Source organism: Phenylobacterium sp. (genome assembly GCF_030681155.1).
Classification (GTDB): domain Bacteria; phylum Pseudomonadota; class Alphaproteobacteria; order Caulobacterales; family Caulobacteraceae; genus Phenylobacterium.
In genome coordinates this window covers 44,758-70,393 of sequence record NZ_JAUXXE010000034.1, presented here as the reverse complement: position 1 = coordinate 70,393, position 25,636 = coordinate 44,758, and the positions used below count along the sequence as shown (strand labels likewise).

Sequence of the window (25,636 nt, the reverse complement as noted above, 5' to 3'; positions counted from 1 at the left end):
TTGTGACATTACAGTCACTGTGTTGCCGCTATTGCCGGACCGTACTGAAGACCATTGAACAAGAACTTGAACGCAGCGTGTGATTGAGCCCGCTGTGCAACTTCTGGTCCCATCAGGAACAGTTTGCCCTTGCCGACATTGAGGTCGAGCACGGCGCCCGCTCCAACCAACCTGTGCTGTCCCACGGCCCAACCGCTCCGCAGGACATCGCCTTGCGGATACCAGGCGGCGCGAGCGCCGGCGCCGGCCGCGAAGGCCGGGCTGCGATCGAAGAACACGTCCATGGTCGAGGGCGCGCCAAAGGCGAGCGGCTGGGTGTTGTCCACCGAGACCTGAAGCAGCGAACCGGGAATGTAGAAGTCGTTGCGCGCCAGGGGCTTGCCCGCCGCATCAACCAGAGCGTCCCCGACCGGCACCCCGACCAGTTGAGCCAAACGGGTGGACGGGCCGATGGCGACGACCGAGCCGCCGCCCTGCAGGAAGGCGGCGATCTGCGGCGCGGTCTTTTCCGGGGTGATCTCGCCCAGCCAGCCGCGGAACTCGGCTGGAATATCCTCGGCCTTCGGTTGGCGTCCACCGTATCCCTCGCCGCCCACCGACGGCAGCACCCCGTTGGTGAAGACCAGGACGTCGAAGTCTTTAGCGATATCGCCAGCGTCCAGTCGCTGCGGATAGACGACCTGATAATCGAACTCGAACTGCTCCATCAGCCAGCGCGTCCAACCCGACGTCATGACGCCGCCGTACTTGTCTACGAGGCCAACGCGGACCGGCTTCAGCTTTAGGGTTTCACCGATCGGAGCCTTGGCGACCGCATAGGCGTCGACGCCCAGTTCGGCCGTGGCCTTCTCCAGAATTGCGCGGTTCGCCGGCGTAGCCGGGATCCAGAGGGCGCCCGGCGCGAACGCTTTGCCGCCGGCCTTGGTCGCGGTCTTCACCCAATAGACGCCCTCGCCCGCCTTCAGCAGGCGATTGGAAAGGATGAAGCTGTCGTTGACCTCATGGCTGACGAGGTAGCCGGCCTTGCCCGAACCGATGATCTTGCCAGGCGAGGGCGCCATCACATCGGCGACCGGCGTGAAGGGACCATCGAACCCGTCGAGGATACGATCGAACTTCACGCCCATCTGCATGGCCAGCGTGTAGCCGGTCGAATCGTAGGGCGCGATCGGCGGGCCGCCCGGATAGGCGAAGTCGTGCGGGTGATCCTGGGGTTCGAACATGTCCAGGACGTGCGGACGGTAGGCCTGGTCGGCGCGCACCACATAGGAGCCGGCCGGATAGGACTTGCCGCCGACCTTGAACGCCTTGTCGGCGCGCTCGACATCGACGCCGGTCTTGATCAGCGCGTTCAGGAACTTGACCGCCGTCGGTAGGTCGGCCTGGTCGGCGGGGATGATGTAGCCGCGCGCATCGCGCAGGGCGGGGTCGCGCAGGATCTGGTTATAGAGCGTCGGATCGACGCTCGCGTTGCGGCCGCTGCCGACCTCGGGACGCCCCTTGGCCGCCGCCTCCAGCGCCTCGATACGCTTCGGTGTCACGGTCCAGCTATCCTGACGCCCGCGCTCGATCGAGTTGTCGCCCATCCGCCAGATGTTCATCAGCAGCCGCTCGCGGTTGCGCGAGGCGTAGTCGAGCACGGCGCGATTGATCGACATCGAGTAGTCGATCGACTGGCGGAACTTCCATTGCTGTGGCGCGATCGGCGCCGGCAGGTCGTTGCGGGCGATCTGGTTCTTCGGAATCAGCGGGATCTGCATCGGCGTCGGATGGCCGATGATCTCCGTCAGCAGGCCGACGGTGTTGTGGAAATAGGTGATGGAGCGCTCCATCCCGTTGTTCCAGGTCGAGTAGGTCGCGCCGCTGCGCATGGTCGAGCCGGGCTTGCCCTCGCTGATCAGCCGGCTGTGCATGGCCGAGCCGACCTCGCTCAAGGTCGACATCACCAGCGGGTCGTAGTTGTAGTTGAAGGGGTCGCGGAACGGCGGCATGAACACCACGGTCCCGGCCGGGCCGGTCTGGTGGTGATTGTAGACGATCTGCGGATACCACTCCCGGAAGAAGATCCGGTTGACGTTCGTGGTCTCCTTCATCGCCGACATGTAGTAGTCGCGATTGTTATCGTGGCCGATATACTTCTGATACAGGCGCGGCAGGCTGTTGAACTCGCGCTTCGCCGGATCGGCGTTACGCATGTACCAGTTGGAGACCAGTTCCTGGCCGTCCGGGTTCACCTGGCCGAACAGGATGATGACGTCGTCCAGGATGCGGCGGGTCTCGGCGTCATCCTTGGTCAGCATGTCATGCAGCGCCGCGATCAACGCCTGGGGCGGGACGACCTCGGTGGCGTGAAGCCCGCCGTCGATCCAGATCACCGCCTTGCCTTCAGCGGCCAGCGCCTTGGCTTCCTCTTCGCTGACACCCTCGGCCTTGGCCAGCTTGCGCGCGATCTCCCGATAGCGATCCAGTTTGGCCAGATTGGCCGGCGAGGAGACGATCGCCATGTATTCGCGGCGGCCTTCCTCGGTCGGACCGATGTCGACCAGCTTCATGCGGTCGGACTGCCCAGCGAGGGTTTTGAAATAGGCTTCGAGCTGGGTGTAGTTGGCGAGGAAGTAGTCGTCGCCGATATCGTGACCGAACGCGTCTTTGGGCGAGGTGATCCCACTGGGCGCGGCGGCCCATGCGGGCGCGCCGAGCGCAACGGTGATGGCCACCACGGCGGCGGCGTTTCTTAGATATCTGGAAAAGTGCATAGGGCCCCCTCGCGGCTCACGACCGCTGGCTTATGTACGCAAGACGCAGGGCGCGAAGAAACCCACCCCTTCGCCGAAACCCTGCCCAGATGAGCGGCCCAGCGGCGTCGCCGCGAAGCCGCTTCCTGGTCGACTAGTAGAAGGTCACGTTGTCCACTTCGGCCCACAGCTTCTGGCCGCCCGGCCGGCTGCCGCTGATCGAGACTTCCAGCAGATCCATCGCCGTCCAGGCGCCCTTGGCCCCGCCGCGTCCTTGGGCCGGCTTCAATGCGGTGAACGGAATCTCGACCGTCCGCCACTCCGGACCGCCCCCGACCTCGGAGGTCCAGCGGCCGGCGAGGGTATTGACGCCAAGCTCATAAGCGCCGTCGCCGCGCAGTTCGAACCGCACGCCCTTATAGGCGCGCGCATCGACCGGCTGCACCGAGCCGCGGGTCAGCGGAATGATGACGCCCGCGTTCGGGTCGTCCTTGATCGACATCTTGGCGTCGATGCTCAGGGCGTGATTGGTAGCCGTGCGCGGGATGACCTGGGCCACCTGTACGGTGCGATCGACACCGCCGTCGGTGTCGTTGAGGCGCAGGGTGTCGAGGCTGGAGCGCTCCTTTGCGCCCTCGAAATCGTCAATCAGGGCAGCGACCTTCACCGCCGGCATGGCCGCCTGGCTGTTGGCGGCGGGCAGCTTCACGCCCGGCCCATGCACCAGCTTCCCATCGACGAAGACGCGGTCGGTCTTGCGGACGTCGGCGATATTGACCCAGGGCGCGCCGGCGACCAGGACCAGATCGGCGCGTTTGCCTTTCTCGATCGTGCCGCGATCGTCCAGCTCGCCCAACACCTTGGCGCTATTGGCGGTGCCGACGATCAGCGCCTCGCTGGGCGTCAGGCCGGCCTGGACCAGCAGTTCCATCTCGCGCAGCGTCGAGACGCCGTGCGGCGTCCCGGTCATGCCGGCGTCGGTGCCGAGCGCCACGACGACGCCGGCGTCATGCAGCGCCTTTGTGTTGTGCAGGGCGTATCCGAACTTGATTTCGCTGCGCTTCTTGGCTTCCGGCGTGGTGGCCGCGCCCTCGCCTTTGTTCGGATCATAGACAGCCAGGGTCGGCGCGTAGGCGGTGCCCGATGCCTTGATCAGGTCGATGGTCTGCTGGTCGATCTCGCGATCCTGCAGGCTGTGGGCGATGATATCGACCTTGGCGCGGGCGGCGATCTGGCCGCGCTCGACTGTGACCGTGTGGGTCAGCACCTTGATGTTGTTGCGGTGGGCTTCATCGACCAGAGCCGTGAGCGTGCCCTCGTCCATGCTGGTGTTGTCCGCCGATGCGCCATAGCGCCAGCCGTCGGTGAAGGCCTTGATGAAGTCTGGCTTGTAGGGAACCAGCGCTTGGACCTCGGTCCGCGCCGCCCGGGGGGTGTTCACCCACTTGGTGGTGGCGGTGTCAGCCCAGTCGGCCCCGTGCCCGCCCGGCGTGCTCATGCGGGCGACGAAGTTCACGTGCGGCGAGGCCATGGTCCCGATCCACTGCCGGCGCGGTGCGAACGATTCCGGCTGCTGGTGGAAATCGTTCACCGTGGTGACGCCCGCCGCGATGTAGGCGTTGGCGATCTGCGGCGAGATGCGCGGGTCGCCCGCCGGGGTCCAATGGGTGTGGACGTCGAAGAAGCCCGGCAGCAGCGCCTTGCCCTTGGCGTTGATCACGGTCGCGCCGCGCGGCGCCTTTACGCCGGGGCCGACCTCGGCGATCCGGCCGTCCTTGATCACGACATTGGCCAGGTGCGGGGCTGCGCCGGTGGCGTCGAACACGGTGGCGCCCATGATGGCGACGGGCTGTCCTTCGGCGTGCGCCGCGCCGGCGATGGCCAGGAACCCGCCGGCCGCCAGGGCTCCGACCACGCGCCAACCGTCTCTAGCTAGGTTCAAGGGAGCCCCCATCACATGTTCTAAATTGCGCAAAAGGGCGGCCGCGCCGCTCTCAGGCCCGTTGCATACTTTGGTGGCGGGACGAAAAGCCAAACCTAACGATGTTCAGGGGCAAGATTTTACCTTTGAAGGGCCGCGCGGCGCGTCTCAGCGACCAACTGTCCCTTACGCGCGACAATTGCAGGGTCTTCATTTGAACGAAACGCGGGGCCATGTAGCTTGGGCGGCGAACCTCCCTCCTGGCGACCTTCCCTTATGAAGCAATTCCTCATCACCACGGCCGGCGTCTTCGCGGGCTTGGTGCTCTTCCTGATCGGCGTGCCGTTCCTGTTGATCGTGATGGCCGCCGGCGCCGCCAAACCAGCGCCGACACCGAGCCATGCGGTGCTCGAGCTGGATCTGCGCGATCCGCTCACCGACCAGGATCCGATCAATCCGTTCGCCTCCTTCGGCCGCCGCTCGATGTCGGTGATGTCGGTGATCGAGACGCTCGACCGCGCGGGCAAGGACGGCAAGGTCAAGGCGCTGCTGGTGCGGCTGCCCGACGGCGGCATGGCGCCGGCCGCGGCCGATGAGATTCGTCTGGCGCTGAAGAAATTCCGCTCCGCCGGCAAGCCGGTCTTCGCCCACAGCCAGGGCCTGTATCCGTCAGGCGTCGTGACCTCGACCTATATGCTCGGCGCATCCGCCGACGAGCTCTGGATGCAGCCGGGCGCGTCGTTCCAGGCGGTCGGGATTTCCAGCGAGGACGTGTTCCTCAAGCGCGCGTTCGACAAGTATGGCGTGAAGGCCGACTACGAGCAGCGCTATGAGTTCAAGAACGCCGTCAATCCGTACCTCTATAGCGACTACACGCCGGCGCACCGTGAGGCCCAGTTGTCCTGGATGGGCTCGGTATACGGTTCGGCGCTCGCCAACGCCGCCACTGACCGCAAGCTGACGCCAGAAGCGCTGCGCACCAATCTGGAAGCCGGCCCCTATCTGGCCGAGGAGGCCCTGAAGCTTCGCCTGATCGACAAGGTCGGGCAGGTCAAGGAGATCGAGACCGCCGCCCTGGCCAAGGCCGGCAAGGACTCCGAACTGGTCAGCTTCGAGAAGTACATGCGCGCCAGCCGCGAGCGGGTCCACAAGCCCGGCCCGGCCATCGCCATCGTCGAAGGCGAAGGCGCGATCGTCACCGGCCACGACGGATCCACGAACCCGTTCTCCGCGTCCTCGTCGATGTACTCCGACGACATTTCCGAGGCGCTCTATGACGCCATTGAGGACAAGGACGTGAAGGCCATTGTCTTCCGCGTCTCCTCGCCCGGCGGTTCGGACACCGCCTCGGAACAGATCCTGGCCGCTGTTCGCGCGGCCAAGGCCGCGAAGAAGCCAGTCGTCGTCTCGATGGGCACCTATGCGGCCTCGGGCGGCTACTGGGTGTCGAGCGAAGCCTCGGCCATCGTCGCTCATCCGACCACCCTCACCGGCTCCATCGGGGTGTTCGGCGGCAAGTTCGCGGTGGGAGAAGCCCTCCAGCGCTTCGGCGTCGACATGCGGCAGATCGGGGTGGGCGGCGAGTACGCCGGCGCCTTCAGCGCAGGCGCCCCGATGACCCCGGCCCAGCGCGCAGCCTTCTCCGGCTGGATGGACCGCATCTATGACAACTTCATCGGACGCGTCGCCACCGGCCGAAACCTGCCGCCTGAGCGCGTGCGCGAGATCGCCAAGGGTCGGGTCTGGACCGGCGCCCAGGCGCGCGAGATCGGCCGGGTCGACGAGGTTGGCGGCTTCTATCAAGCCGTCGACAAGGCCAAGGCCCTGGCTGGCCTGAAGGGCGAGGTTCGCCTCAAGCGCATGACCACCCATACCTCGCCGTTCGAGGCGCTGGAAAGCGCGCTCGGCATCTCTGCCACGTCCGTCCGCACCCTGGCGGCCGCCGCCTGGGTGATGGGCGATCCCCGCGCCCAGGGCGTCCTGGACGAAATGGCTCAGGAACGCCTGCGCAGCGGCGGAGCCATGGTGCTGGCCCCCACCCCCGTGAAGTAGAGCCGTGAGCACTGACCATCGCAGGGCCTATGAGCTGTTGGGGCGGGGCGACATCGAGGGCGCCCTTGCCCTGGCCGCCGAATTGGTCGCTCGCCCGGACGCGACAGCCGGCGCGCTCGCCGCCCGGGCCACGGTTCTGAAAGCCGCGGGCCGACCTCGAGAAGCCCTGGCCGCCAACCAGACGGCGGTCGGCCGCTTTCCAACCAATGCCGTGTGCTGGCACAACCTGGCCTCGACTCTCGGCGATCTTGGTCAGGCCGCCGAGGCCGAAACGGCCGCGAACAAGGCCATTGGCCTTGGCCTCGCCGCCCCCGAGACCCGCCTGGTCCTGGCGCGCGCGCTGCAGGAACAACGCCGGTTCGACGAGGCGGAACGGGCCTTCATCGCTGCGATCAACGCGCGCCCCGAATACGAAGAAGCCCACAGGGAACTGGCCCAGCTCATCTGGATGCGAACCGGCGACCGCCAGAACGCCCTGGCGCGGCTTGAACGGGCGATCTCGACCCAACCCGGCAGCCCGGGCCTACGCTATACCCTCGCCATCGCTCACGAATTCACCGGCGATCCTGAAGCGGCGAGGCGAACGATTGAGACCGCCCTGGCTATGACGCCGCGAGACGCACGGCTCCTCGGTCTGGCGGTGGAGTTGTGCTGCGAGTTGGACGACGCCCCGGCCGCCGTGCGCTGGGCTCAGGCGACCCGCGAGTTCGGCATCGGCGGCGCGAACGCTCTGACCGCGCAGGCCCTGCTGGCGGCCGGTGACCTGGAGAACGCCAGGCGGGCCGCCGAGGCCGCGGTCGCCGAAGCTCCCAACCACCAGTTCGCACTGGCCCTACAGGCCACGACATGGCGGCTGACCGGCGATCAACGCTATGGCGCCATGTACGACTATGACCGCCTGGTCGGCGCCTACGATCTCTTCGATGAGAGCAAGGCCGAGGACCGCGAATACCTGGAGGCGCTGCGCGCGGCGCTGCACCGGCTGCACGGCTTTACGGTTCACCCCTTCTCGCAATCGGTGCGGGGCGGCGGCCAGACGCCCTTGCGGCTCGACGGCGCTCACGAGGCGCCGATCGAACACCTGCTCGAGCGGTTCCGAGCAACCATGCAGGATCACATCGAGAAGATTGGGTTCGGCGACACCTCCTTTGACCGCAGAAACAACGGCTCGGCCCAGTTGGCCGGGGCCTGGTCGGTTCGGTTGGAAACCTCAGGCCACCACACCAATCACGTCCATCCGATGGGATGGATATCCTCGGCCTTCTACGTATCGGTTCCGCGCGACACCGAAGACACAGAGGCCAAGCCAGGCTGGATCAAGTTTGGCGAACCCGGCATTCGGACAGCGCCGGCCCTGGAAGCGGAGCGCTTTATCCAGCCCAAGCCTGGCCGGCTGGTGCTGTTCCCGTCGTACATGTGGCATGGGACGGTTCCGTTCGCGTCGAACGAACAGCGTATGACCGTCGCCTTCGACGCCGTCCCCGCCTAGCTCGCGGCGGCACGGGCCAGATCGGCCCAACATCCCGTTATTGCAAAGAAAAAGGGCGGCGACCGAAGTCGCCGCCCTTCAACTTTTACGGTGCTGGAAGGACTAGAAGTCCATCCGGGCGCCGATGAACAGATAACGACCCATCGAGTCGTAGGTCTGCGGATAGGTGTTACCCGAGCAAGGGCCGGCCGGGCAGTTGCTTTGGCTGGCCAGCGGCGGATCCTTGTCGAACAGGTTGTTGACGCCGAAGCGCAGGGTCACGTTTTCACGCACGCCCCAGTTACCGGCGAGGTCGAAGTAGTCCATCGCCTTGAGGGTCGCGTCAGCGGCGGTTTCAACACCACGGTCGGAGGTGACCTCCGAGATGTGGCGCCACGTACCGGACACTTCGAGATCCCACGGCGCGTTCCAGGTCAGGCGCAGCTTGTGGCGCCATTCCGGCATCGGAGCCGCCGCGGAAACGGCCGAACCGGTGCAGATGTTGCCGTATTGGCCGGCGCAGTCGAAGGGCTCGTCGCCCGGCAGGGTGGTGACGAGGTAGTCCTTCAGGTAGCTGCCTTGGAAGTTGAAGCTCAGGCCGCCGTAGTTGCTGATGCCGTTCGTGAAGCTCATGTCGGCGAAGTCGAAGCGATAGGTAGCTTCGAGGTCGACGCCTTCAACTTCGAGGCCACCGGTGTTGAAGGTGGTGTCGACGATGAAGCCGTTGTTCGAAAGCCAGAGCGAACCGGTGCCCGGCGCGCGCTTGATCAGGCCGCAGAAGAAGGCGTCACCCGTGAGGGCGCAACGCTCAAGAGTCACGTCCTGGCCGATTTGGCCAATGCGCTTCTCAACTTCGATGTTGTACCAGTCCACCGAGAAGGTGAAGCCCGGGAAGAAGGTCGGGGTCAGCACCAGGCCGAGCGACTTGGTGGTCGACTTTTCCGGATCCAGGTCGGGGTTACCGCCGGTCTGACCGTTGTATTGCTCGGCCAGGTTCACCGCCAGATTGCCGTACTGCGAAGCGCTGACGCCGGTGTTGGCGCACTGAGCCGCAGTGAAGTCCGGGGTCGCGCCGGCGCACGGATCAGTCGTGCCGTTCAGGACGACGTTGGCCGTCGAGAACAGTTCGATGATGTTCGGAGCCCGAACCGCGCGGTTGTAGCTGGCGCGGAGACGGAAGTCCTCGGTCGGCGCCCAGTCACCCGCGATCTTGTAGGTGTTGGTGTTGAAGCGCAGCGAGTAGTCCGAGAAGCGATAGCCGAGTTCCGCCGACAGGCTGTGGAAGAACGGGCGATCTTGAACCAGCGGGATGCGGGCTTCGCCGAACAGTTCGTACAGGTCGTACGAACCTTGCGACGGCAGGGTCGCGCCGCCTTGGCCGAGCAGGTCGCCGGTCTGGAAGGCGATGTCGGTGTTCAGGTCGAGGCTTTCACGGCGATATTCGGTGCCGAGCGCGATGCCCACGCCGTCTTCGGCCCAAGGCGTCTTGACGCCGTACTGGCCCAGTTGGCCGGTCAGCACGCCGCTGACGACGGTCTGGGTGTAGGTGCCGTTCTGGAAGCCGGGAGTCTGGACATAGTTCAGCGATTCGGCGCTGGGGCCGGCGGTGCCGAACACGTCGTACGGACGGCAGGCGGCGTCGACATTGGCGCCGGCCAGCGACGGCACGGCCGAACGGCAAGCCGGTTGGCCGGTCAGCGGATCGATGACAACGTCATTGGCGCGCAGCGAGCGGGCCAGCGAGAATTCGTTGTTGTAGATCTGCTGATAGCTGACCGTGCCGTATTGCGCGAAGGCGTCGTAGTTCCAGCCGTCGCCCAGGTCGCCGCGCATGCCGATCACGCCGCGATACGAGGTGTGACGCAGGTCGGCCTGACGGCCACCGCCCTCAACGTTCCGGCGCAGGATGGCGACCGAAGCTTGTTGGCCCGGGGTCACCGGGTCGGCATCGGGGTTGACGCCGATGGTGTTCGGGAAGTTGTCGTCGTCCGGAAGCTGGTCGATGGTCGGCGCGCAGAGCGACGTCGCCATGGTCGGCGTCAGGTACGGGTTGTTTTCGCAGTTGATGTTGATGTTCTGGCCGAAGATGCCCGAGGGGGCGATCTGCGCGACCGTGTGGTCGTCCATGAACATCAGCTGGGTGTAAAGTTCGGCCGCCGGGCTGAACTCATAATGCGCGAAGGCGCCCAGCACGTAGCGCTCATCCGAACGCTGGAAGTAGTTGTAGGGCGCGAAGTTGAAGGCGTCACGACCCGCGACATAGGGGCGGAAGGCGCGGCCGCCAGGAGCGGTCGGGTCCAGGGTGATCGACGACAGGGTGCCGCCGCCGGGCACGAACTGGGCCGGAGCGGTGGTGCCGGAGCCGCCGCAAGCATAGCCGTGCAGGCCGGTGGCCGAGAGGCCCAGGGCGCACGAGCTGAAGTCGCGCTGGTCTTGCGTGACAGCCTGGGTGTTACGGTAGCCGACATAGGCCGTCACGTTGCCGCGGTCGTCGGCGGTGTTGGCGCCGATCACCAGGTTCAGGTCGGTGGTGCCGCCATCCCAGACGGTTTCTTCCGGCAGGGCGAAGCGCGACGGGTCGATGGCGCCTTCCTGGCGACGACGAACGACGTCTTGGATCTTGCTGTCGTTCTTGTGCTGGTAGCCGCTGTACTGCAGGTCGAGGCGAACGCCTTCGAAGTCCTGCTGCATGATGAAGTTCACAACGCCGGCGACGGCGTCCGCACCGTAAACGGCCGAGGCGCCGCCGGTGACGACTTCGACGCGCTCGATCAGCGCGGCGGGAATGAAGTTCAGGTCAGGGGCGGTGTTGCCGGCGGTCGCGGCCGGAGTACCGTTCATCAGGCGACGGCCGTCGATCAGCACCAGGGTGCGGTTCGGGCCAAGGCCGCGAAGGTCGACGGTGGCGGTGCCGGTGGCGCCGTTGGCGTAGTTGGAGCCCTGGGCCGCGAACACTTGCGGCAGTTGGTTCACCAGGTCTTCCGTGCGGGTGACGCCGCGGGTCTGGATGTCTTCGGCGCCAACCACGGTCACCGGGCTGGCGCTGGTCAGGTTAGGCTGAGGAATACGCGAACCGGTGACCACCAGTTCTTGGACTTCCTGGCCCTCCTGGGCCATCGCTTGCGTAGCGCTAAGCCCGAGAAGGGCCGCGCCGCAGATCATGGATGACGCCAGCAGGCGCTCCCGCGTCGACTTGAATTTCACTGTTTGTATCCTCCAGCGGTCCACCAGAAGGCAGCCGCTCCCCACAAAGGAAAGGTCCCAGAAACGAGCTGTTTCCGGTTACACCCGAGTTACGGGGCGAACATGTCGCAGGTCAACGAACAACAATAGATGGTCACGTTATGGACGTCAGTCTGTAGCATTCTGGTCACAGATCGCCCGCCCTGCCCCACCTTAGCGCACGACTCGTGCCGAGCTTGCCGTCAAACGGGCGGTTTGTTGCCCGCGACGCACAGATAGCGTGTGCGATGATGGTCAATCACGTTATCCACGAACCCAGTAACCTTCGGGTTCACGAGGTTCTTTGTGACATAGAAGTAGGTCGGGGCGACCGCCGTATCTTCGAGCATCAGGTGTTCGGCGTCGGCGAGATACTGTCCGCGCTTTGCAGCATCCGGCTCGTTGTCAGCCTTGGCCAACAACGCGTCATAGTCTGCATTTCTGTAGTCGCCGTAGTTCTGCTGCCCTGTCGCCGACTGCATCAAGTACAGAAAACTCATAGGATCGTTGTAGTCGGCGATCCACGCGGCGTCGGCGACCTGGAAGTCACGCGCCCGATATGAGGCATAGGCGATCTGGGTTTCGTTCTGCGCAAGACGCGCATCGACGCCGATCGATTTCCAATCGGCCTGGATGGCGGGCATGACCAGCATCGGGTCAGGGGTGTTGCGATGCTTGATCTCCACCTTCAGCGGACGACCGGGTCCAAAGCCCGCCTCGGCTAGCAGGCGACGCGCCTCGGCCTGGCGCTTGGCGAACGGCCAACTCGCCCACTCAGGGGGCTTGGCGCCCTGGTAGTTCGCAACGCCCGGCGGGACGAAGGTGTAGGCTGGCATCTGCCCGCCCCGCAGCAGCTTCTCGGCGATGAATTCCCGGTCGATCGACATCGAGAGCGCCTGCCGCACCCGCGGGTCCTTGAACTCGGGCACGTTTGAATTGAACGCCACATACGACACGCCGAGATAGGTGTGGGTGCGGACGTACTCTGGAATTTCCTTGCGCAGGAAGGCGATTCGATTCGATTGGATGTCGGCGTTGGAGTCGAGTTCACCGCGCCTCACGCGGCGCTCGGCGCTGATCGCGTCGTTGGTCGGGTAATAGTAGACCTCGTCGGCGCAGACCTTGTCGGCCTCGTAGAAGGTTGGGCTCTTAACCGAGCGGACGTAATCGCCCAGCCGCCACTCCCGCACGGTGAACGGCCCATTGCCGACGAAGTGTTCGGGCCGGGTCCAGGCGTCGCCCCACTTCTCCACCACGTGCCGCGGCACCGGATACATCGAGTAGTGCTTGGCCACCTCCGGCAAATACGGGGCCGGATGGTTCAGGCGGAATTCGAGAATCTTGGGCGAAACCGCCCTAACCCCGACGCTCTCCAGGGGAGCCTTGCCTTCCGTAGCCGCCTGCGCGCCTTCGATCATGTAGAGCAAGGACGAGTACTGCGAGGCGGTCTTGGGATCGAGGATCCGGCGAATCGCGAACACGAAGTCATCGGCGGTCACCGGCGCACCGTCCGACCACTTGGCGTCGCGCAGGTAGAACCGCCAGGTCAGCCCGTCCGCCGACGTTTCCCAACGCTCGGCCATGCCCGGGATCGGCCGCCCCGCGGCGTCGTCCTGAGTCAGGCCCATCAGCGCGTCGGAGATGATTCGATCTTCCCAGGTGCCGCTGGACTTATGGGGGTCGAGCGTCGTCGGTTCAGAGCCGTTGCCCAGGTGCAGGCACACCTTGCCCGCCGGGCATTGCGCCCGCGCCGGCCCGCTCTGACCGCCGCACGCCTGCACCGCCACCGCGACGGCGGACAGAATCAGGAGATTGCGTGCATGGTGGCTGGCGGCTTCAATGAGCTTACGCAGTGACATGGGGCTCTCAGAAATGACTATCGCTATGGTTCGGGTAAGACACGCGGCCGTCGTTCTTGCCGCCTCGACCCTCTGCGCTTGGCCAGCATACGCCCAGCCCAGTATGGAAGGCCGGGCCGCGCTGGTCCAGAAGCTGGCCGACTGTCGTAAGGTCGCAGACGATTCGGCTCGCCTCGCCTGCTTCGACGGCGCCGCCGCCGCCCTGGAAACGGCCGAGGCCAAGGGCGATATTGTCGTCGTCGATCGGGCTCAGGCCCAGCAGGTTCGCCGCCAGGCCTTCGGGTTCCGCCTGCCCTCGCTGTCGGTGTTCGATCGCGGCGACAAGCCCGAGGAAGTCGACAGCATCGAGAGCCGCATCGTTTCGGCGCGGACCGAGGCGACCGGCAAGTGGGTCCTGAAGCTGGAGGACGGCTCGACCTGGACGCAGATCGACGTCGATTCGCCGTCCATCAAACCCAAGGCCGGGATGCCGGCGCGCGTGCGTAAGGCGACCATGGGCAGCTTCCTGCTGAGCGTCGATGGCCAGCGCGCCTTCCGGGCCCGCCGGACGGAATAGCATCAGCCCGCGTAGAACTGGTTGCGGGCTTCCATCAGCACCTTGACCAGTTCTCGCTCACCCTGCTCCAGGTAGGGGTTCCAGATATCGAAGATCAGGATGACCCGGGTCTCGTCGGCGTCATTCCATGCCTCGTGTTCGATGGTGTCGTCGAACACCCAGGCCTCGCCCATTCGCCATTCCCGCATGTCGTTGCCGACGCGGAAGCGTGCCGGCCCCGGCAGGATCAGCGGCAGGTGGGTGATCAGCCGCACATTGGTGGACCCTGTGTGCGCCGGGATCCGGGTATGCGGCTGCAGGGCCGAGAACATCGCCACCGGGGCGAACCCCTCCTGGTCCGCCATCGGCAGGCTTTCCAGCAAGGCGGCGGTTCGCGGGCAGCTGTCGCAGACCGCGTCCTGGCGCAGGCCATCCTTCCAGAGGAACAGCGAGCTCCAACGCTCCGAGTGGTTGAGCTCCTCCCACTGGTTCACCGGCACGTTCGGCGGGAAGGCGATATAGGGCGCGAAGTCATCCATGCGTGAGGCCAGGACCGCCTGAAGCTCGTCGCGAATGTCGTCGGTCCCGGCTTCCAGATCCCGAAGCCAGGGAAACAGATCGCGAGGATAGAACGGCAGCGCCGGGAGCCGCGGATAGTGCAGCAGCAGCGGCTGCTGCTGGTAGACCTTGCGGCGGCCCGCATAGACGCCGATAGCCTCGTCCAACCGGTTCATCGCCAGTTCGCCGCCAGCGGCGGTGAGCGGCCCGATCTGGCCGCGCAGGAAGTTCTCCAGTTCCTCATCGACGCCGTCCACGACGGCCCGGGCCCGCGCCAGGGGAGTCGCCAGATGTGGCGGCAACTTGTCATCCGGCGGGGCGATCTCGATGGCGTGACGATAGACACGGGCGGCGGCGCGATCTCCCGACAGCTTCTCCAGCACAGCGCCCTTCGAGAGCAGCGCCAGGAAGTTGTACGGATCGATCGCCAGCGCCTGATCCAGAGCCGCGATCGCCTGCGGCAAGGCGCCGGTGATCCGGTAGACCAGCGCCTGCTGCATTTTCAGATTGGGATCGCCGGGCGCGGCGGCTTCGGCCTTCCGGAGCAAGGCCAGGGCGCCTGAAGCATCGCCGCCCCGCGCGGCGACCATGGCTTCAGCGACAAGGGCGTCGATGGCGGCCGGATCCATCCTTACCTGTCCTGCGGATCGATGGCGTCGCGCAGCCCGTCGCCGATGAAGTTGAAGCTCATCAGGGTGACGATCATCACCAGCGACGGGAAGATCAGCAGCCAGGGCGCCAGCTCCATGTCCTGGGCGCCATTAGCGATCAAGCTGCCCAGCGAGGCCATCGGCGGCTGAACGCCCAGGCCCAGGAAGCTGAGGAAGCTCTCGGCCAGGATCACGGCCGGGATCGTCAAGGTCACATAGACCACCACCGGCCCCAGCAGGTTCGGGATGATGTGCTTGGTGATGATGGAGCCCTGGTTGAGGCCAGCCGCGCGGGCCGCCTCGACGAACTCCTTGTGCTTCAGGCCCAGGGTCTGGCCGCGCACGATCCGGCTCATGGTCAGCCACTCGACCGCCCCGATGGCGACGAAGATAAGGATGATGTTCGACCCGAACGTCACCATCATCAGGATGACGAAGAAGATGAACGGCAGCGAATAGAGCACATCGACGACGCGCATCATGAGCTCATCCAGCGCCCCGCCGACATAGCCGGCGATCGCCCCCCAAAGGACGCCGATCACCAACGAGACCACGGTCGCGACCAGACCGATCGCCAGCGACACCCGCAAGCCCATCAGCAGTCTGGCCAGCAAGTCGCGCCCGAGGGAATCGGCGCCGAGCAGGTGCCCGCCCGTCAACGGCGGCGCCCAGACGTCGTTCTTGTTGATCTGGTCATAGCTGAACGGCACCAGATGCGGACCGATCAACGCCACCACGACGAGGACGACCAGCACCACCATGCCGGTGACCGCGGCCCAGTTGCGGAACAGCCGGCGGCGGGCGTCATCCCACAGGCTGCGGCCCTTGACGGCTTTTTCCATGACCTGGGCCCCGGCGCGCGAGCCGGGAGCGAGAATGGGAGCCTTCAAGACAGCCTCACGCGGGGATCGAGCACCGCATAAAGAAGGTCGGCGATCAGGTTCAAGACAAGGATCAGGGCGGCGTAGAAGATCACCATGCCCATGACCACGGTGTAGTCCCGCTGGAGCGCGGAGATGACGAAGAACTTCCCCAGGCCCGGCAGGTTGAAGATCTTTTCCACGACCAGGGAGCCGGTCAGCAGGCCGGCGCAGGCCGGGCCGAGGTAGCTGACCAGCGGAAGTATGGCCGCGCGCAGGGCGTGCTTTGCGACAATGCGATGCTCGGGCAGGCCCTTGGCGCGGGCGGTGCGGACGTAGTTGGAGCGCAGCACCTCGATCATCCCAGCGCGCGTCAGCCGCGAGATGATGGCGATCTGCGGCAGGGCGAGCACGGTCACCGGCAGGATGAGATTCGCCAGCGCGCCGCCGTTCCACCCCCCCGACGGCAAGATCTGAAGCTGGGATCCGAACAGCAGCACCAGCAGCGGCGCGGTGACGAAGGTGGGAATACACACCCCGAGGATCGCCACGCCCATCACCCCATAGTCGATGAGACCGTTCTGCCGAAGCGCGGCCAGGACGCCCAGCGTCACCCCCACGATACTGGCGATCAGGATCGCCGATAGGCCCAGGACCAGGCTGACCTTGTAGTTCTCTTGCAGGATCTCCAGGACGCTCTTGTCCTGATACTTCAACGACGGGCCGAAGTCGCCCTGAACCACCCCTTTGATATAGTTGAAATATTGCTCACCGATCGGCTTATCCATGCCGTATTTCGCCATCACGTTTCGCTCGATCTCGGGCGCGAGCTTGCGATCGCTGTCGAACGGACTGCCGGGCGCCGCGCGCATCATGAAGAACGCGACTGTAACGACCAGGAAAAGCGTCGGTATGGCCACGAGCAGGCGGCGGCCGATGAAACGCAACATTTGAGGGGGCTCAAGGTGGAGGCCATTTGACGGCCGGACGTTGCGAAACTTTCATCGCCCCCCGATGATGTCAACGAAGGGTCCTCTTCCCAGCCTCCGGTAGCTCACATGACTGATTTTCGACGCGTCACCGACCAGCTCTCCGTCGCCCCCCAGATCGGGCTCGACGATCTCGCCACGGCCGCCGGCCTGGGCTTCAAGCTGGTGATCAACAATCGCCCCGACGGCGAAGAGCCCGGCCAACCGACGAGCGCCGAGGTCGAGGCCGCCGCCAAGGCCGCTGGACTTGGCTATGTGCACATTCCGGTACGCGGCGCGCCGACGCCGGACCAGGTCGAAGCCAACTATCGCGCGGTCGAGGCCGCCGAAGGTCCGGTTCTGGCCTTCTGCCGTTCAGGGACCCGGTCCATTGTCACCTGGTCGCTAGGCCAGTTCCAGGCCGACGAGCGCAGCGCCGAGGAGCTTGTCGAGCTAGGATCGCAGGCCGGCTATGATCTGTCCGGCGCATTTCCCCGTTAGGGCTGGTTGAATTCGAGCGGGACGCGGGTCGCCCCCATGGCGACCTGCTCTGGTTCGCAGCTCGCGACCGCCAGCACCAAGTGGGCCGCCACGAGACACAGCAAGGCCGACACCACCCTCTGAAGCCGTTTTGATACAAAAATCGCCGCGTCCGTCGCCATGACCGACCTCATTCATCAAGTCGAGGTCGGGACGAGCAATTAGGGCGCCGCCCAAGGATATTGCCGATGATCCCCTATGTCCGCGAGATCAAGTTCGACTACGGCGCCTGCGACCAGGTCTCGCCGCTGATCCGGCGGGTGGTGGCCAACAATCCGGGCCCGTTCACCTATCTGGGCACCGTCACCTACATCATCGGCAAGGGCGAGGTCGCGGTCATCGACCCGGGCCCCGACCTGCCCGAACACCTCGACGCGCTGATGGCCGCGCTGCAGGGTGAGACGGTGACCCACATCCTGGTCACCCACCATCACTCCGACCATTCCCCCCTTGCGCGCCCGCTGCAGGAGAAAACTGGAGCGAAGATCTATGGCTGCGCCGTCGGCGGCCAGGCGGTCGATTCGGTGGTTATCACCGAGGCTGGCCACGATCTGGACTTCACACCCGACATCGACATCTGCGGCGGCGGTGCGATCTTCAAGGGACCCGGCTGGACCCTGGAGGCGATCGCCACGCCAGGTCACACCTCCAACCACATCTGCTTCGCCCTGCTAGAAGAGAACGCCCTGTTCTCCGGCGACCACATCATGGGCTGGTCGACCACGGTGGTCTCGCCCCCGGACGGCGACATGACCGCCTATATGGAAAGCCTGGACCTGGTGAAGGCGCGCAATTTCACGACTCTATGGCCGACACACGGCCCGCCCGTCCCGGACGTAGATCCCTTCATCGCAGCCTATATCGCCCACCGCCGCGCTCGCGAGGCCCAAGTCCTCAAGGCCGTCACCGACGGGCACGGCCGGATCAAGGACATGGTCCCGGTGCTCTACGCCGACGTCGACAAGCGCCTCTGGCCGGCCGCGGCGCGCTCGGTGCTCGGCCATATCATCGACCTGGAGCGGCGCGGCATACTGACGACCGACGGCCAGCCGGGGCCCGAGAGCGACTACCGGCTAGCCGGCTGACGGGCAGCTCCGCGCCAGCGGCTCACCGCGTAGCCGCATCTCGAGCCACCGGAGAATTCCATCGCGGCTGCGCTCCAGCGCGGCCGTCCAAGCTTGATCGTCGGTGATATCGGCGATCACGCACGGCTCTTTCGAGCCGACGACGCCGATCAAACCCTACGCAAGTTCATGCAATATCGCCGCGCTGGAGTGAGACAACGCCGGCGCCCAGGGCTGGGCCTGACGCTCCCAGACATAGGCGAACAGCGTCAGGGTGGTGATGACGATCACGAGCAAGGCCCGCACCCAAAAGCGCGAAAAGCCGGCCATCAGGGCGACGATGACGCCAAAGATGCCAGCCGCCACGCTGGCCGAGGCGACATGCGGCGCCCACTGATAGGTCATGACCCCCAGGCCGAACTCAGCGCTCAGCAGGCCGAACCTGGCCCCCGTCCAGCCGACCGCGACCATGAGCGCCGGGGCCAGCGCGATGAGCGTGGCCGCGTGCAGATAGAGGTCGGCGAAGCGCCGCGAGACTGCCTCCGGCCGAGCCGCCGCCGAAGACGTCGGCGATGACCGGAGCCGGAGGTCGCCTGCGACTACTTCGCCGGAAAAGGGCCTTGGGCGTCCGCCGGGGCCTCCGCCTGATCGACGGCGGCGGGTTGCGTGGGATGGCTCCGGTCCACAGCCTGGGCGGCGTCCAAAGTCCAGTTCAGCCAGGCGTCGTCCTCGACCACGGCGACCGGAGGCTCCGGCGCGTAGATCTTGGGTTCAGGCGGCGCGGCGAGCGCTGCAGTTCCGCTGGTCGCCGGGCTGGAGGCGGGAAGCACATAGTCCTTCATCCGCTCACGGATCAGCTTCTTGTCGATCTTGCCCGTGGCGCCCAGCGGGATTTCGTCCACAAACACCACGTCGTCAGGCATCCACCACTTCGCGATCTTGCCGTCCAGGAACTGCAGGAACTCGTCCTTGGCCGCGCTCTCGCCCGCCATCAGCTTGACCAGCAGCAGCGGCCGCTCATCCCACTTCGGGTGCGCGACGCCAATCACCGCGGCCAGCTCGGCTTTCGGGTGGCCTGCGGCGATGTTCTCGATCTCGATCGACGAGATCCACTCGCCGCCCGACTTGATCACGTCCTTGGCGCGGTCGGTGATCTGCATCACGCCATGCTCGTCGATGGTCGCCACGTCCCCGGTGTCGAAATAGCCCTCGGCGTCGAGGATATTGCCGCCCTCGGACTTGAAGTACTCGCCGACCACAAACGGGCCGGACACCTTCAGCCGCCCGAACGTCTCGCCGTCGTGCGGCAGGAGCTTGTCCTCATCGTCCACCAGCTTGAGTTGGATGCCGAGCGGGGCGCGGCCCTGCTTCAATTTGAACTGCAGCTGCTGTTCGTCACCCATCTGGGCGATGGCGTGGTTGGGGGTGGCCTGGGTGCCGAGCGGCGAGGTCTCCGTCATGCCCCAGGCATGGGTGACATCGACGCCGTATTCGTCACGGAAGCCTCGGACGATAGCCTCAGGCACGGCCGAGCCGCCGATCACCACGCGCTTCAGGGTGCTGAGCGTGCCCTTGCTGGTGCGCAGGTGGGTGAGCAGCATCTGCCAGACCGTCGGCACGGCGGCCGAGAAGGTGACGCCCTCGGTCTCCAGCAGTTCGTGCACCGAGGCGCCGTCCAGTTTCGGACCGGGCATGACCAGCTTGGCGCCCACCGCCGGCGCTGAAAACGCCAGACCCCAGGCGTTGGCGTGGAACATCGGCACCACCGGCAGCACCGTGTCGGTGGCTTTGATCCCGAGCACGTCGGACCCCATGGTCACCAGGGTGTGCAGGAAGTTCGAGCGGTGGGAGTAGAGCACGCCCTTAGGATTGCCCGTCGTGCCCGACGTGTAGCAAAGGCCCGCGGCGGTGTTTTCGTCGAAGCCGCCCCAGGCGATGTCGGCCGAGGCGTTCGCCACCAGGGTCTCATAGGCCAAGGCGCCCGGCAGGCTGTCGCCCAGATGGGCCTCGTCGGCCAGAACGATGATGTGCTTCACGCCGGGGATCTGATCGCGGATCGAAGCGAGGATCGGCAGGAATGTGAGATCGGTCAGGATGATCCGATCATCGGCGTGGTTGATGATGTAGACGAGCTGCTCGGCGAACAGTCGCGGGTTCAAGGTGTGGCAGATCGCCCCCATCCCCATGATCCCGTACCAGGCCTCGACGTGGCGAGCGGTGTTCCAGGCCAGGGTGGCGACCCGGTCGCCTGGCAAAATCCCCAAGCCCAGCAGGGCGTTGGACACCCGCTTGGCGCGCTCATAAACCTCGGCATAGGTGGTGCGGACGATCGGTCCCTCGACCGAACGGCTGACGATCTCGCGTCCCCCGTGCCAGGCCTTGGCGTGGTCCAGGATCTTGTCGACCGTCAACGGCCAGTCCTGCATCAAGCCTTGCATATTTTTATTCCTCCCGACGTTGCCCTTTTGGGCTGGCCCGCAAGCTAGATTCACCAAGTCGGCAAAGCAACGCGGGTCGGTGAAGCAAGCGACGTAAACTGAACCGCGCCACGGCTCAGGTTGACTTGGAGACCGGCCTCTTATCGAAGGGCGGCATCTTCACTTGGTCGCGAGGCGGCAATTGGACTCTTTTGACGTCGTCGTGATCGGCGCGGGCGCGGCGGGCATGATGTGCGCGATCGAGGCCGGCAAGCGCGGCCGCAAGGTGCTGGTCGTCGACCACGCCGCGGCCCCTGGCGAGAAGATCCGTATCTCCGGCGGCGGCCGCTGCAACTTCACCAACATCCACGCCGGGCCGGCCAACTTCATCTCGGCCAATCCGCACTTCGCCATCTCGGCGCTGCGCCGCTACACGCAGAAGGACTTCGTCGCCTGGGTCGAGCGCGAGGGCATAGCCTATCACGAGAAGACCCTGGGCCAGCTCTTCTGCGACGACTCCGCCAAGCAGATCATCGAGATGCTGACGCGGGCGATGCGGGCGAACGGCGTCGAACTGCGGCTGCGGACAGCGGTCGAGAAGATCGAGAAGACCGAGAGCGGTTTCCGCCTCGCCCTGCCCCATGGCACCGTCACCTGCGCCTCGGTGGTGATCGCCAGCGGCGGCAAGTCCATCCCGAAGATGGGCGCTACCGGTTTCGGCTATGAGATCGCCCAGCAGTTCGGCCTGAACATCATCGAGACCCGGCCGGCGCTGGTTCCCCTGACCTTCGAGATCAAAACCCTAGAGCGCCTGAAGCCGTTGGCGGGGGTCGCGGTCGACGCGGTGGCCGCCTGCGGCAAGACCAAGTTCGCCGAGGCCATGCTGTTCACCCATCGCGGTCTCAGCGGCCCGGCTATCCTGCAGATCTCGTCCTACTGGCGCGAGGGCCAGGCGATCACGGTGACGATGGCCCCCGGCGTCAAGCTGACCGAGGTCCTGAAGGCCGCGCGCGGATCACGGGGCAAACAGGCGGTGATCACGGTGCTGGCCGATCACCTTCCGCGCCGCGTGGCGCAGATGATCCTCGACGAGATCGGCGCGCCGAACAACGTCGGCGACCTGTCGGACAAGCTGATCGCCCGCATCGACGAGGCGGTGAACGCCTGGACCGTCAAGCCGGTCGGCTCCGAGGGCTACCGGACCGCCGAGGTGACGCTCGGCGGCGTCGACACCAGCCAACTGGATTCCAAGACCATGGCCGCCAAGGACGTACCGGGGCTCTATTTCATCGGCGAGGTGGTCGATGTCACCGGCTGGCTGGGCGGTTATAATTTCCAGTGGGCCTGGTCATCGGGTTGGGTCGCGGGGCAAGCTGTCTAGCGAGCCTCACCGGTTGTTCATTTGGCGCAGGCGCTGGAAGCCGAGATAGTTTCGTCGGCTGGCTCCAACCAAGCGGAAACCTTCGACCTGTGAACTTGGCGGCGACAGCCATAGTCCCCGTACTGACGGCCACCGCGGCGACTACCCCGCACGCCGACAAAACCTCGTTCGCGCCGCCGCCCGTGCTGACGATCGAGCGCCCTGCCCCGGCTGACACCCACAGCGCTGAAATCAGCGTCCTCACCTACAATGTCCGCGGCCTGCCCTGGCCCATCGCGACCGGTCGGGCCAAGGCGCTCAAGAAGATCGGAGCCGAGCTGGCCGCGATGCGCGCAGAAGGCCGCCAGCCGGACGTCGTGCTGATCCAGGAAGACTTCCGCAGCGAAGTCAGCGATCTGGTGAAGACCAGCGGCTACCGCTACTGGGCCCAGGGACCGACGCGCGGCGAGCGGGCGTCCGGCACGGCCCCGGAGGACGGCCGCAAATACCGCCGCGTCCGCTATGTGCGTTTCGGAGAGGGCTGGGGAAAGTTCACTAGCGCCGGCCTGCATGTGCTGAGCGACGTGCCCATGGTGGAGGTGCGCAACACCCCCTACCGCTTCTGCGCCGGGTTCGACTGCCTGGCCAACAAGGGGGCCATGCTGGTCCGCCTCGCGCCGCCGGACCTGCCGCAAGACCTCGACATCATCAACACCCACCTGAATTCGCGGGGCGCCTCGCGGGTGCCGGTGAAGCGGTCCCTGCGCGCCCACAACCTGCAGACCGAGGAACTCAACGCCTTTATCAACAACCACTGGAAGGCCGAGACACCGCTGCTGATCGGCGGCGATTTCAACGTCAGGAATGCGCCCGAACGCTACGACTACCAGGCGGCCGAGCGGCCCTATGTCGTGGTCAGCGAATTCTGCAATCACCCGTCCAACCCGTGCGACGGGCAACCCCCCGTCGATGGCGAGCAACCCTGGCTGCGCTCCCAGGACCTCCAGGCGTTCGCCAGCGACGGCGCGGTGAGCGTTCGCCCCGTCAGGGTGGAAAAGGTGTTTGGACCCCAGCCTGGCCGCCGCCGCCTCTCCGATCACGACGGCTATCTGGTCCGCTATCGGTTCAGTTGGAACGCCGAAGTCGCCGCGGCCGCCGCCCCCGCGCCGGCACCCGCTCAGGGCACGCCGACGGAGACGCCGCAGGTCGCGAGCTCCGACGTGAAAATGTCCGGCAAGCCCTGAAAAATCAAGGCAGCGGCGATCCGCCGTGCTTGACCGACCATGCTTCCGCCGCGTCCTGAGCCGGACCCGAGGCGTCCACCCGCACCCAGTCGATCGGCCCGACATCGCGATCAAGCTGCATGCGCAGGGTGGCGACGGTGGCGTCGGAAGCATCGCCCTTCCGGCCCTCGATGCGCTCGGCCAACACCTCTGGCGCGGCCTCCAGCCAAACGCCATGGAATGGCACGCCAGCCTCTACCGCGAGGTTCTCGACCCGCGCGCGCAGGTCTGGCTGGATGAAGGTCGCGTCCACCACCACTGCGCGGCCGGCGGCCAACAAGGTACGAGCCTCGCTCAACAGAGCCTCGTAGACCTCGGCATAGAAGGCCGGCGAATAGACGGTCGACGGCAGCGATGCATCGGGCGCGACGCCAAGCAGCCGTTTGCGGATCTCGTCGGTGCGCAGCACCACCGCGCCCGGCGACGCGCCGAGCCCCGGTGCGATGAGGCGCGCGAAGGTCGACTTGCCGCTGCCCGAGAGCCCTCCAACCGCCGTCAACTTCGGCGGTGGCGGCGACAGATGGCGCAGGCCGGCGTCCAGATAGTCGCTGGCGGCCTGATAGTCGCCGCTGTGAGCCTGGACGTGGGTGCGCACGCCAGCCCGCACGGCCATCATCAGCGGGAGTGCGGCAAGGCCGGCCAGCAGATCTGGCCCGGAGTGCCGCAGTCCCTCATCCATATAGGCCGACAGCACCCGCACCGCGGCGTCACGGCGGCGGCGGAAGTCCAGATCCATCAACAGGAATGCGAGATCGTACTGAATATCGATGTCCGACAGCACGTCGTTGAACTCGATGCAGTCGAAGAGGATCGGCTTGCCGCCCTCCAGCAGGATGTTCCCCAGGTGCAGGTCGGCGTGGCATTGGCGCGCGAACCCCGCGGTCCGGCGCGCGTCCAACAGCGCCTCGCGGCGGTAGTATTCGGCGTCCGTGGCCGTCACCAACGCCTCGACCCGCTCCTCGCCCAGTTGCGGCGTCAACTCCCGGATCAATTTGGCGTTGGAATCGATGGTGTATTTCAGGGCCTTGCCGCCACCGCCTTGCGGCCGGACCGTGGCCCGCGCATGAAGCCCAGCCACCTCGCGCCCCATGGCCTCGGCCAGTTCGCCGTCCACGGCCCAGGGCCGCGCGGCCAGCACGAAGCTCTCATCGAACCGGCGCATTTCCAGCGCGAACTCGACCACCGTTCCCGGGCCGTCCAGCTCCAGGCCGCCATCGGCGGTTCGAGTCAGCCGGCGGACGGCGCGATATATGTCGGAGGTGGCGGCCAGGTTGAACCGAAGCTCACGCTCCAGCGCCCAGTGGCGCAGGTCCAGGGTCGAATAGTCCAGATAGCCGAGCTCGACCCGCCGCTTGACCTTGAAGGCGGTGTCTCCGGCCAGGAATACGCGAGCACAGGCTGTCTCGATCGTCCGCTCGGCGCGCTCGCCGAACCAGGCTGTGACCTCAGCCTCTTCGGCGTCCGTCAAGGATAGAGGCGCTGAGTGGTCCAGCCCTCCCCGACCTTCACGAACACCAGGCGCTCGTGCAGGCGGAACGGCCGGTCGCGCCAGAACTCAATGGTATCTGGCACAACCCGGAAGCCCGACCAGTGAGGCGGACGCGACACCTTCCCGATCCCGAACTTCAGGCCCATCTCGGCGATACGCTTTTCGAGCGCCAGCCGGTCGGGCAAGGGCCGGGACTGCTCCGAGGCCCACGCCCCGATCTGGGCGGGCCGCGCGCGGGTGGCGAAGTAAGCGTCGGCCTCTTCAGGCGTCACCGGAACCACGGTCCCGCGCACCCGCACCTGGCGACGCAGGGACTTCCAGTGGAACAGCAGCGCCGCCTTCGGATTGGCCGCGAGCTGGCGGCCCTTGGCGCTCCCAAGGTTGCTGTAGAAGACGAAGCCGTCCGGGCCGGCGTCCTTCAGCAGCACCATGCGAGAGTCCGGCATACCGGTCTCATCGACCGTGGACAGCGCCATGCCGTTGGCGTCGTTCGGCTCCTTGGCGACAGCCTCCTTCATCCATTCGGCGAACAGCTCGAACGGGTCCTGGGCGGACAGTAGCGGCGGCGGCTCGGCCGCGGACACCTGACGGACGTACTCGTCTTCGCTGGGAGACGGGGGAATGGCGGTCTTGTCGCTCATGGTCGCCGTATAGC

At 65.9% G+C, this 25,636-nt stretch carries 19 protein-coding genes; 7 read left to right on the top strand and 12 right to left on the bottom strand.

Annotated elements, in window-relative coordinates; all coding sequences use genetic code 11:
- Nucleotides 1-14: 14 nt before the first annotated feature.
- Nucleotides 15-2,756: a M14 metallopeptidase family protein gene (locus Q8M13_RS08800; protein ID WP_305299446.1), complete on the bottom strand. Its 2,742-nt coding sequence runs from the start codon at nt 2,754-2,756 to the stop codon at nt 15-17.
- A gap of 133 nt (nt 2,757-2,889) precedes the next feature.
- Nucleotides 2,890-4,677: an amidohydrolase family protein gene (locus Q8M13_RS08795; protein WP_305299444.1), complete on the bottom strand. Its 1,788-nt coding sequence runs from the start codon at nt 4,675-4,677 to the stop codon at nt 2,890-2,892.
- Nucleotides 4,678-4,932: 255 nt separating this feature from the next.
- Between Q8M13_RS08795 and sppA the strand changes: the two genes are divergently transcribed.
- Together sppA and Q8M13_RS08785 are read left to right on the top strand one after the other, a co-directional pair.
- Complete coding sequence (sppA, locus tag Q8M13_RS08790; protein WP_305299442.1) at nt 4,933-6,708, top strand: signal peptide peptidase SppA; 1,776 nt, start codon at nt 4,933-4,935, stop codon at nt 6,706-6,708.
- Nucleotides 6,709-6,712: 4 nt separating this feature from the next.
- Nucleotides 6,713-8,197 carry a putative 2OG-Fe(II) oxygenase gene (locus tag Q8M13_RS08785; RefSeq protein WP_305299441.1) on the top strand — a complete coding sequence of 495 codons (1,485 nt, stop codon included), beginning with the start codon at nt 6,713-6,715 and terminating at the stop codon, nt 8,195-8,197.
- 102 nt (nt 8,198-8,299) lie between these two features.
- On the opposite strand, the gene Q8M13_RS08780 is transcribed toward Q8M13_RS08785, so the two are convergent.
- Entirely contained in the window at nt 8,300-11,380 is a 3,081-nt protein-coding gene (locus Q8M13_RS08780) for a TonB-dependent siderophore receptor (RefSeq protein ID WP_305299440.1), read from the bottom strand.
- A gap of 221 nt (nt 11,381-11,601) precedes the next feature.
- On the bottom strand, nt 11,602-13,257 hold the full coding sequence (locus Q8M13_RS08775) for a peptide ABC transporter substrate-binding protein (protein ID WP_305299438.1): 1,656 nt from the start codon (nt 13,255-13,257) through the stop codon (nt 11,602-11,604).
- A gap of 13 nt (nt 13,258-13,270) precedes the next feature.
- On the opposite strand from Q8M13_RS08775, the gene Q8M13_RS08770 reads away from it, so the two are divergent.
- Nucleotides 13,271-13,813: a hypothetical protein gene (locus Q8M13_RS08770; protein WP_305299436.1), complete on the top strand. Its 543-nt coding sequence runs from the start codon at nt 13,271-13,273 to the stop codon at nt 13,811-13,813.
- Between the two features lie 2 nt (nt 13,814-13,815).
- Here Q8M13_RS08770 and Q8M13_RS08765 read toward each other — a convergent pair whose 3' ends face one another.
- Genes Q8M13_RS08765 through oppB form a run of 3 tightly spaced genes read right to left on the bottom strand, consistent with a single transcriptional unit; the run spans nt 13,816 to nt 16,810 of the window.
- On the bottom strand, nt 13,816-14,979 hold the full coding sequence (locus Q8M13_RS08765; RefSeq protein ID WP_305299435.1) for an aspartyl/asparaginyl beta-hydroxylase domain-containing protein: 1,164 nt from the start codon (nt 14,977-14,979) through the stop codon (nt 13,816-13,818).
- 2 nt (nt 14,980-14,981) lie between these two features.
- A complete protein-coding gene (locus Q8M13_RS08760; protein ID WP_305299433.1) occupies nt 14,982-15,842 on the bottom strand; it encodes an ABC transporter permease in 861 nt (286 codons plus the stop codon).
- Between the two features lie 44 nt (nt 15,843-15,886).
- Entirely contained in the window at nt 15,887-16,810 is a 924-nt protein-coding gene (gene oppB / locus Q8M13_RS08755) for an oligopeptide ABC transporter permease OppB (RefSeq protein WP_305299431.1), read from the bottom strand.
- 108 nt (nt 16,811-16,918) lie between these two features.
- Between oppB and Q8M13_RS08750 the strand changes: the two genes are divergently transcribed.
- Nucleotides 16,919-17,329: a TIGR01244 family sulfur transferase gene (locus Q8M13_RS08750; RefSeq protein WP_305299429.1), complete on the top strand. Its 411-nt coding sequence runs from the start codon at nt 16,919-16,921 to the stop codon at nt 17,327-17,329.
- Here Q8M13_RS08750 and Q8M13_RS08745 read toward each other — a convergent pair.
- Nucleotides 17,326-17,490 carry a hypothetical protein gene (locus Q8M13_RS08745; protein ID WP_305299427.1) on the bottom strand — a complete coding sequence of 55 codons (165 nt, stop codon included), beginning with the start codon at nt 17,488-17,490 and terminating at the stop codon, nt 17,326-17,328. The two genes, Q8M13_RS08750 and Q8M13_RS08745, sit on opposite strands and share 4 nt — an antisense overlap.
- Before the next feature lie 66 nt (nt 17,491-17,556).
- Here Q8M13_RS08745 and Q8M13_RS08740 point away from each other — a divergent pair, with 66 nt between their 5' ends.
- Nucleotides 17,557-18,453, top strand: a complete 897-nt coding sequence (locus tag Q8M13_RS08740) for an MBL fold metallo-hydrolase (RefSeq protein WP_305299426.1) — start codon at nt 17,557-17,559, stop codon at nt 18,451-18,453.
- Between the two features lie 156 nt (nt 18,454-18,609).
- Here Q8M13_RS08740 and Q8M13_RS08735 read toward each other — a convergent pair whose 3' ends face one another.
- Both Q8M13_RS08735 and Q8M13_RS08730 read right to left on the bottom strand, forming a co-directional pair.
- On the bottom strand, nt 18,610-18,903 hold the full coding sequence (locus tag Q8M13_RS08735) for a hypothetical protein (RefSeq protein WP_305299425.1): 294 nt from the start codon (nt 18,901-18,903) through the stop codon (nt 18,610-18,612).
- A 128-nt stretch (nt 18,904-19,031) separates the two neighbouring features.
- Nucleotides 19,032-20,870 carry a long-chain-fatty-acid--CoA ligase gene (locus tag Q8M13_RS08730; RefSeq protein ID WP_305299423.1) on the bottom strand — a complete coding sequence of 613 codons (1,839 nt, stop codon included), beginning with the start codon at nt 20,868-20,870 and terminating at the stop codon, nt 19,032-19,034.
- Between the two features lie 181 nt (nt 20,871-21,051).
- On the opposite strand from Q8M13_RS08730, the gene Q8M13_RS08725 reads away from it, so the two are divergent.
- Together Q8M13_RS08725 and Q8M13_RS08720 are read left to right on the top strand one after the other, a co-directional pair.
- A complete protein-coding gene (locus Q8M13_RS08725; RefSeq protein ID WP_305299422.1) occupies nt 21,052-22,230 on the top strand; it encodes an NAD(P)/FAD-dependent oxidoreductase in 1,179 nt (392 codons plus the stop codon).
- Between the two features lie 95 nt (nt 22,231-22,325).
- Nucleotides 22,326-23,453, top strand: a complete 1,128-nt coding sequence (locus tag Q8M13_RS08720; protein ID WP_305299421.1) for an endonuclease/exonuclease/phosphatase family protein — start codon at nt 22,326-22,328, stop codon at nt 23,451-23,453.
- A 4-nt stretch (nt 23,454-23,457) separates the two neighbouring features.
- On the opposite strand, the gene Q8M13_RS08715 is transcribed toward Q8M13_RS08720, so the two are convergent.
- Nucleotides 23,458-24,960 (bottom strand): bifunctional aminoglycoside phosphotransferase/ATP-binding protein, encoded by a 1,503-nt coding sequence (locus tag Q8M13_RS08715; RefSeq protein WP_305299420.1) that lies wholly within the window; start codon nt 24,958-24,960, stop codon nt 23,458-23,460.
- The gene (gene pdxH, locus Q8M13_RS08710; RefSeq protein ID WP_305299418.1) at nt 24,957-25,622 is read right to left on the bottom strand and encodes a pyridoxamine 5'-phosphate oxidase; all 666 of its coding nucleotides are present in this window, start codon (nt 25,620-25,622) and stop codon (nt 24,957-24,959) included. Before pdxH ends, Q8M13_RS08715 begins: the two co-directional genes overlap by 4 nt.
- Between the last annotated feature and the right edge of the window lie 14 nt (nt 25,623-25,636).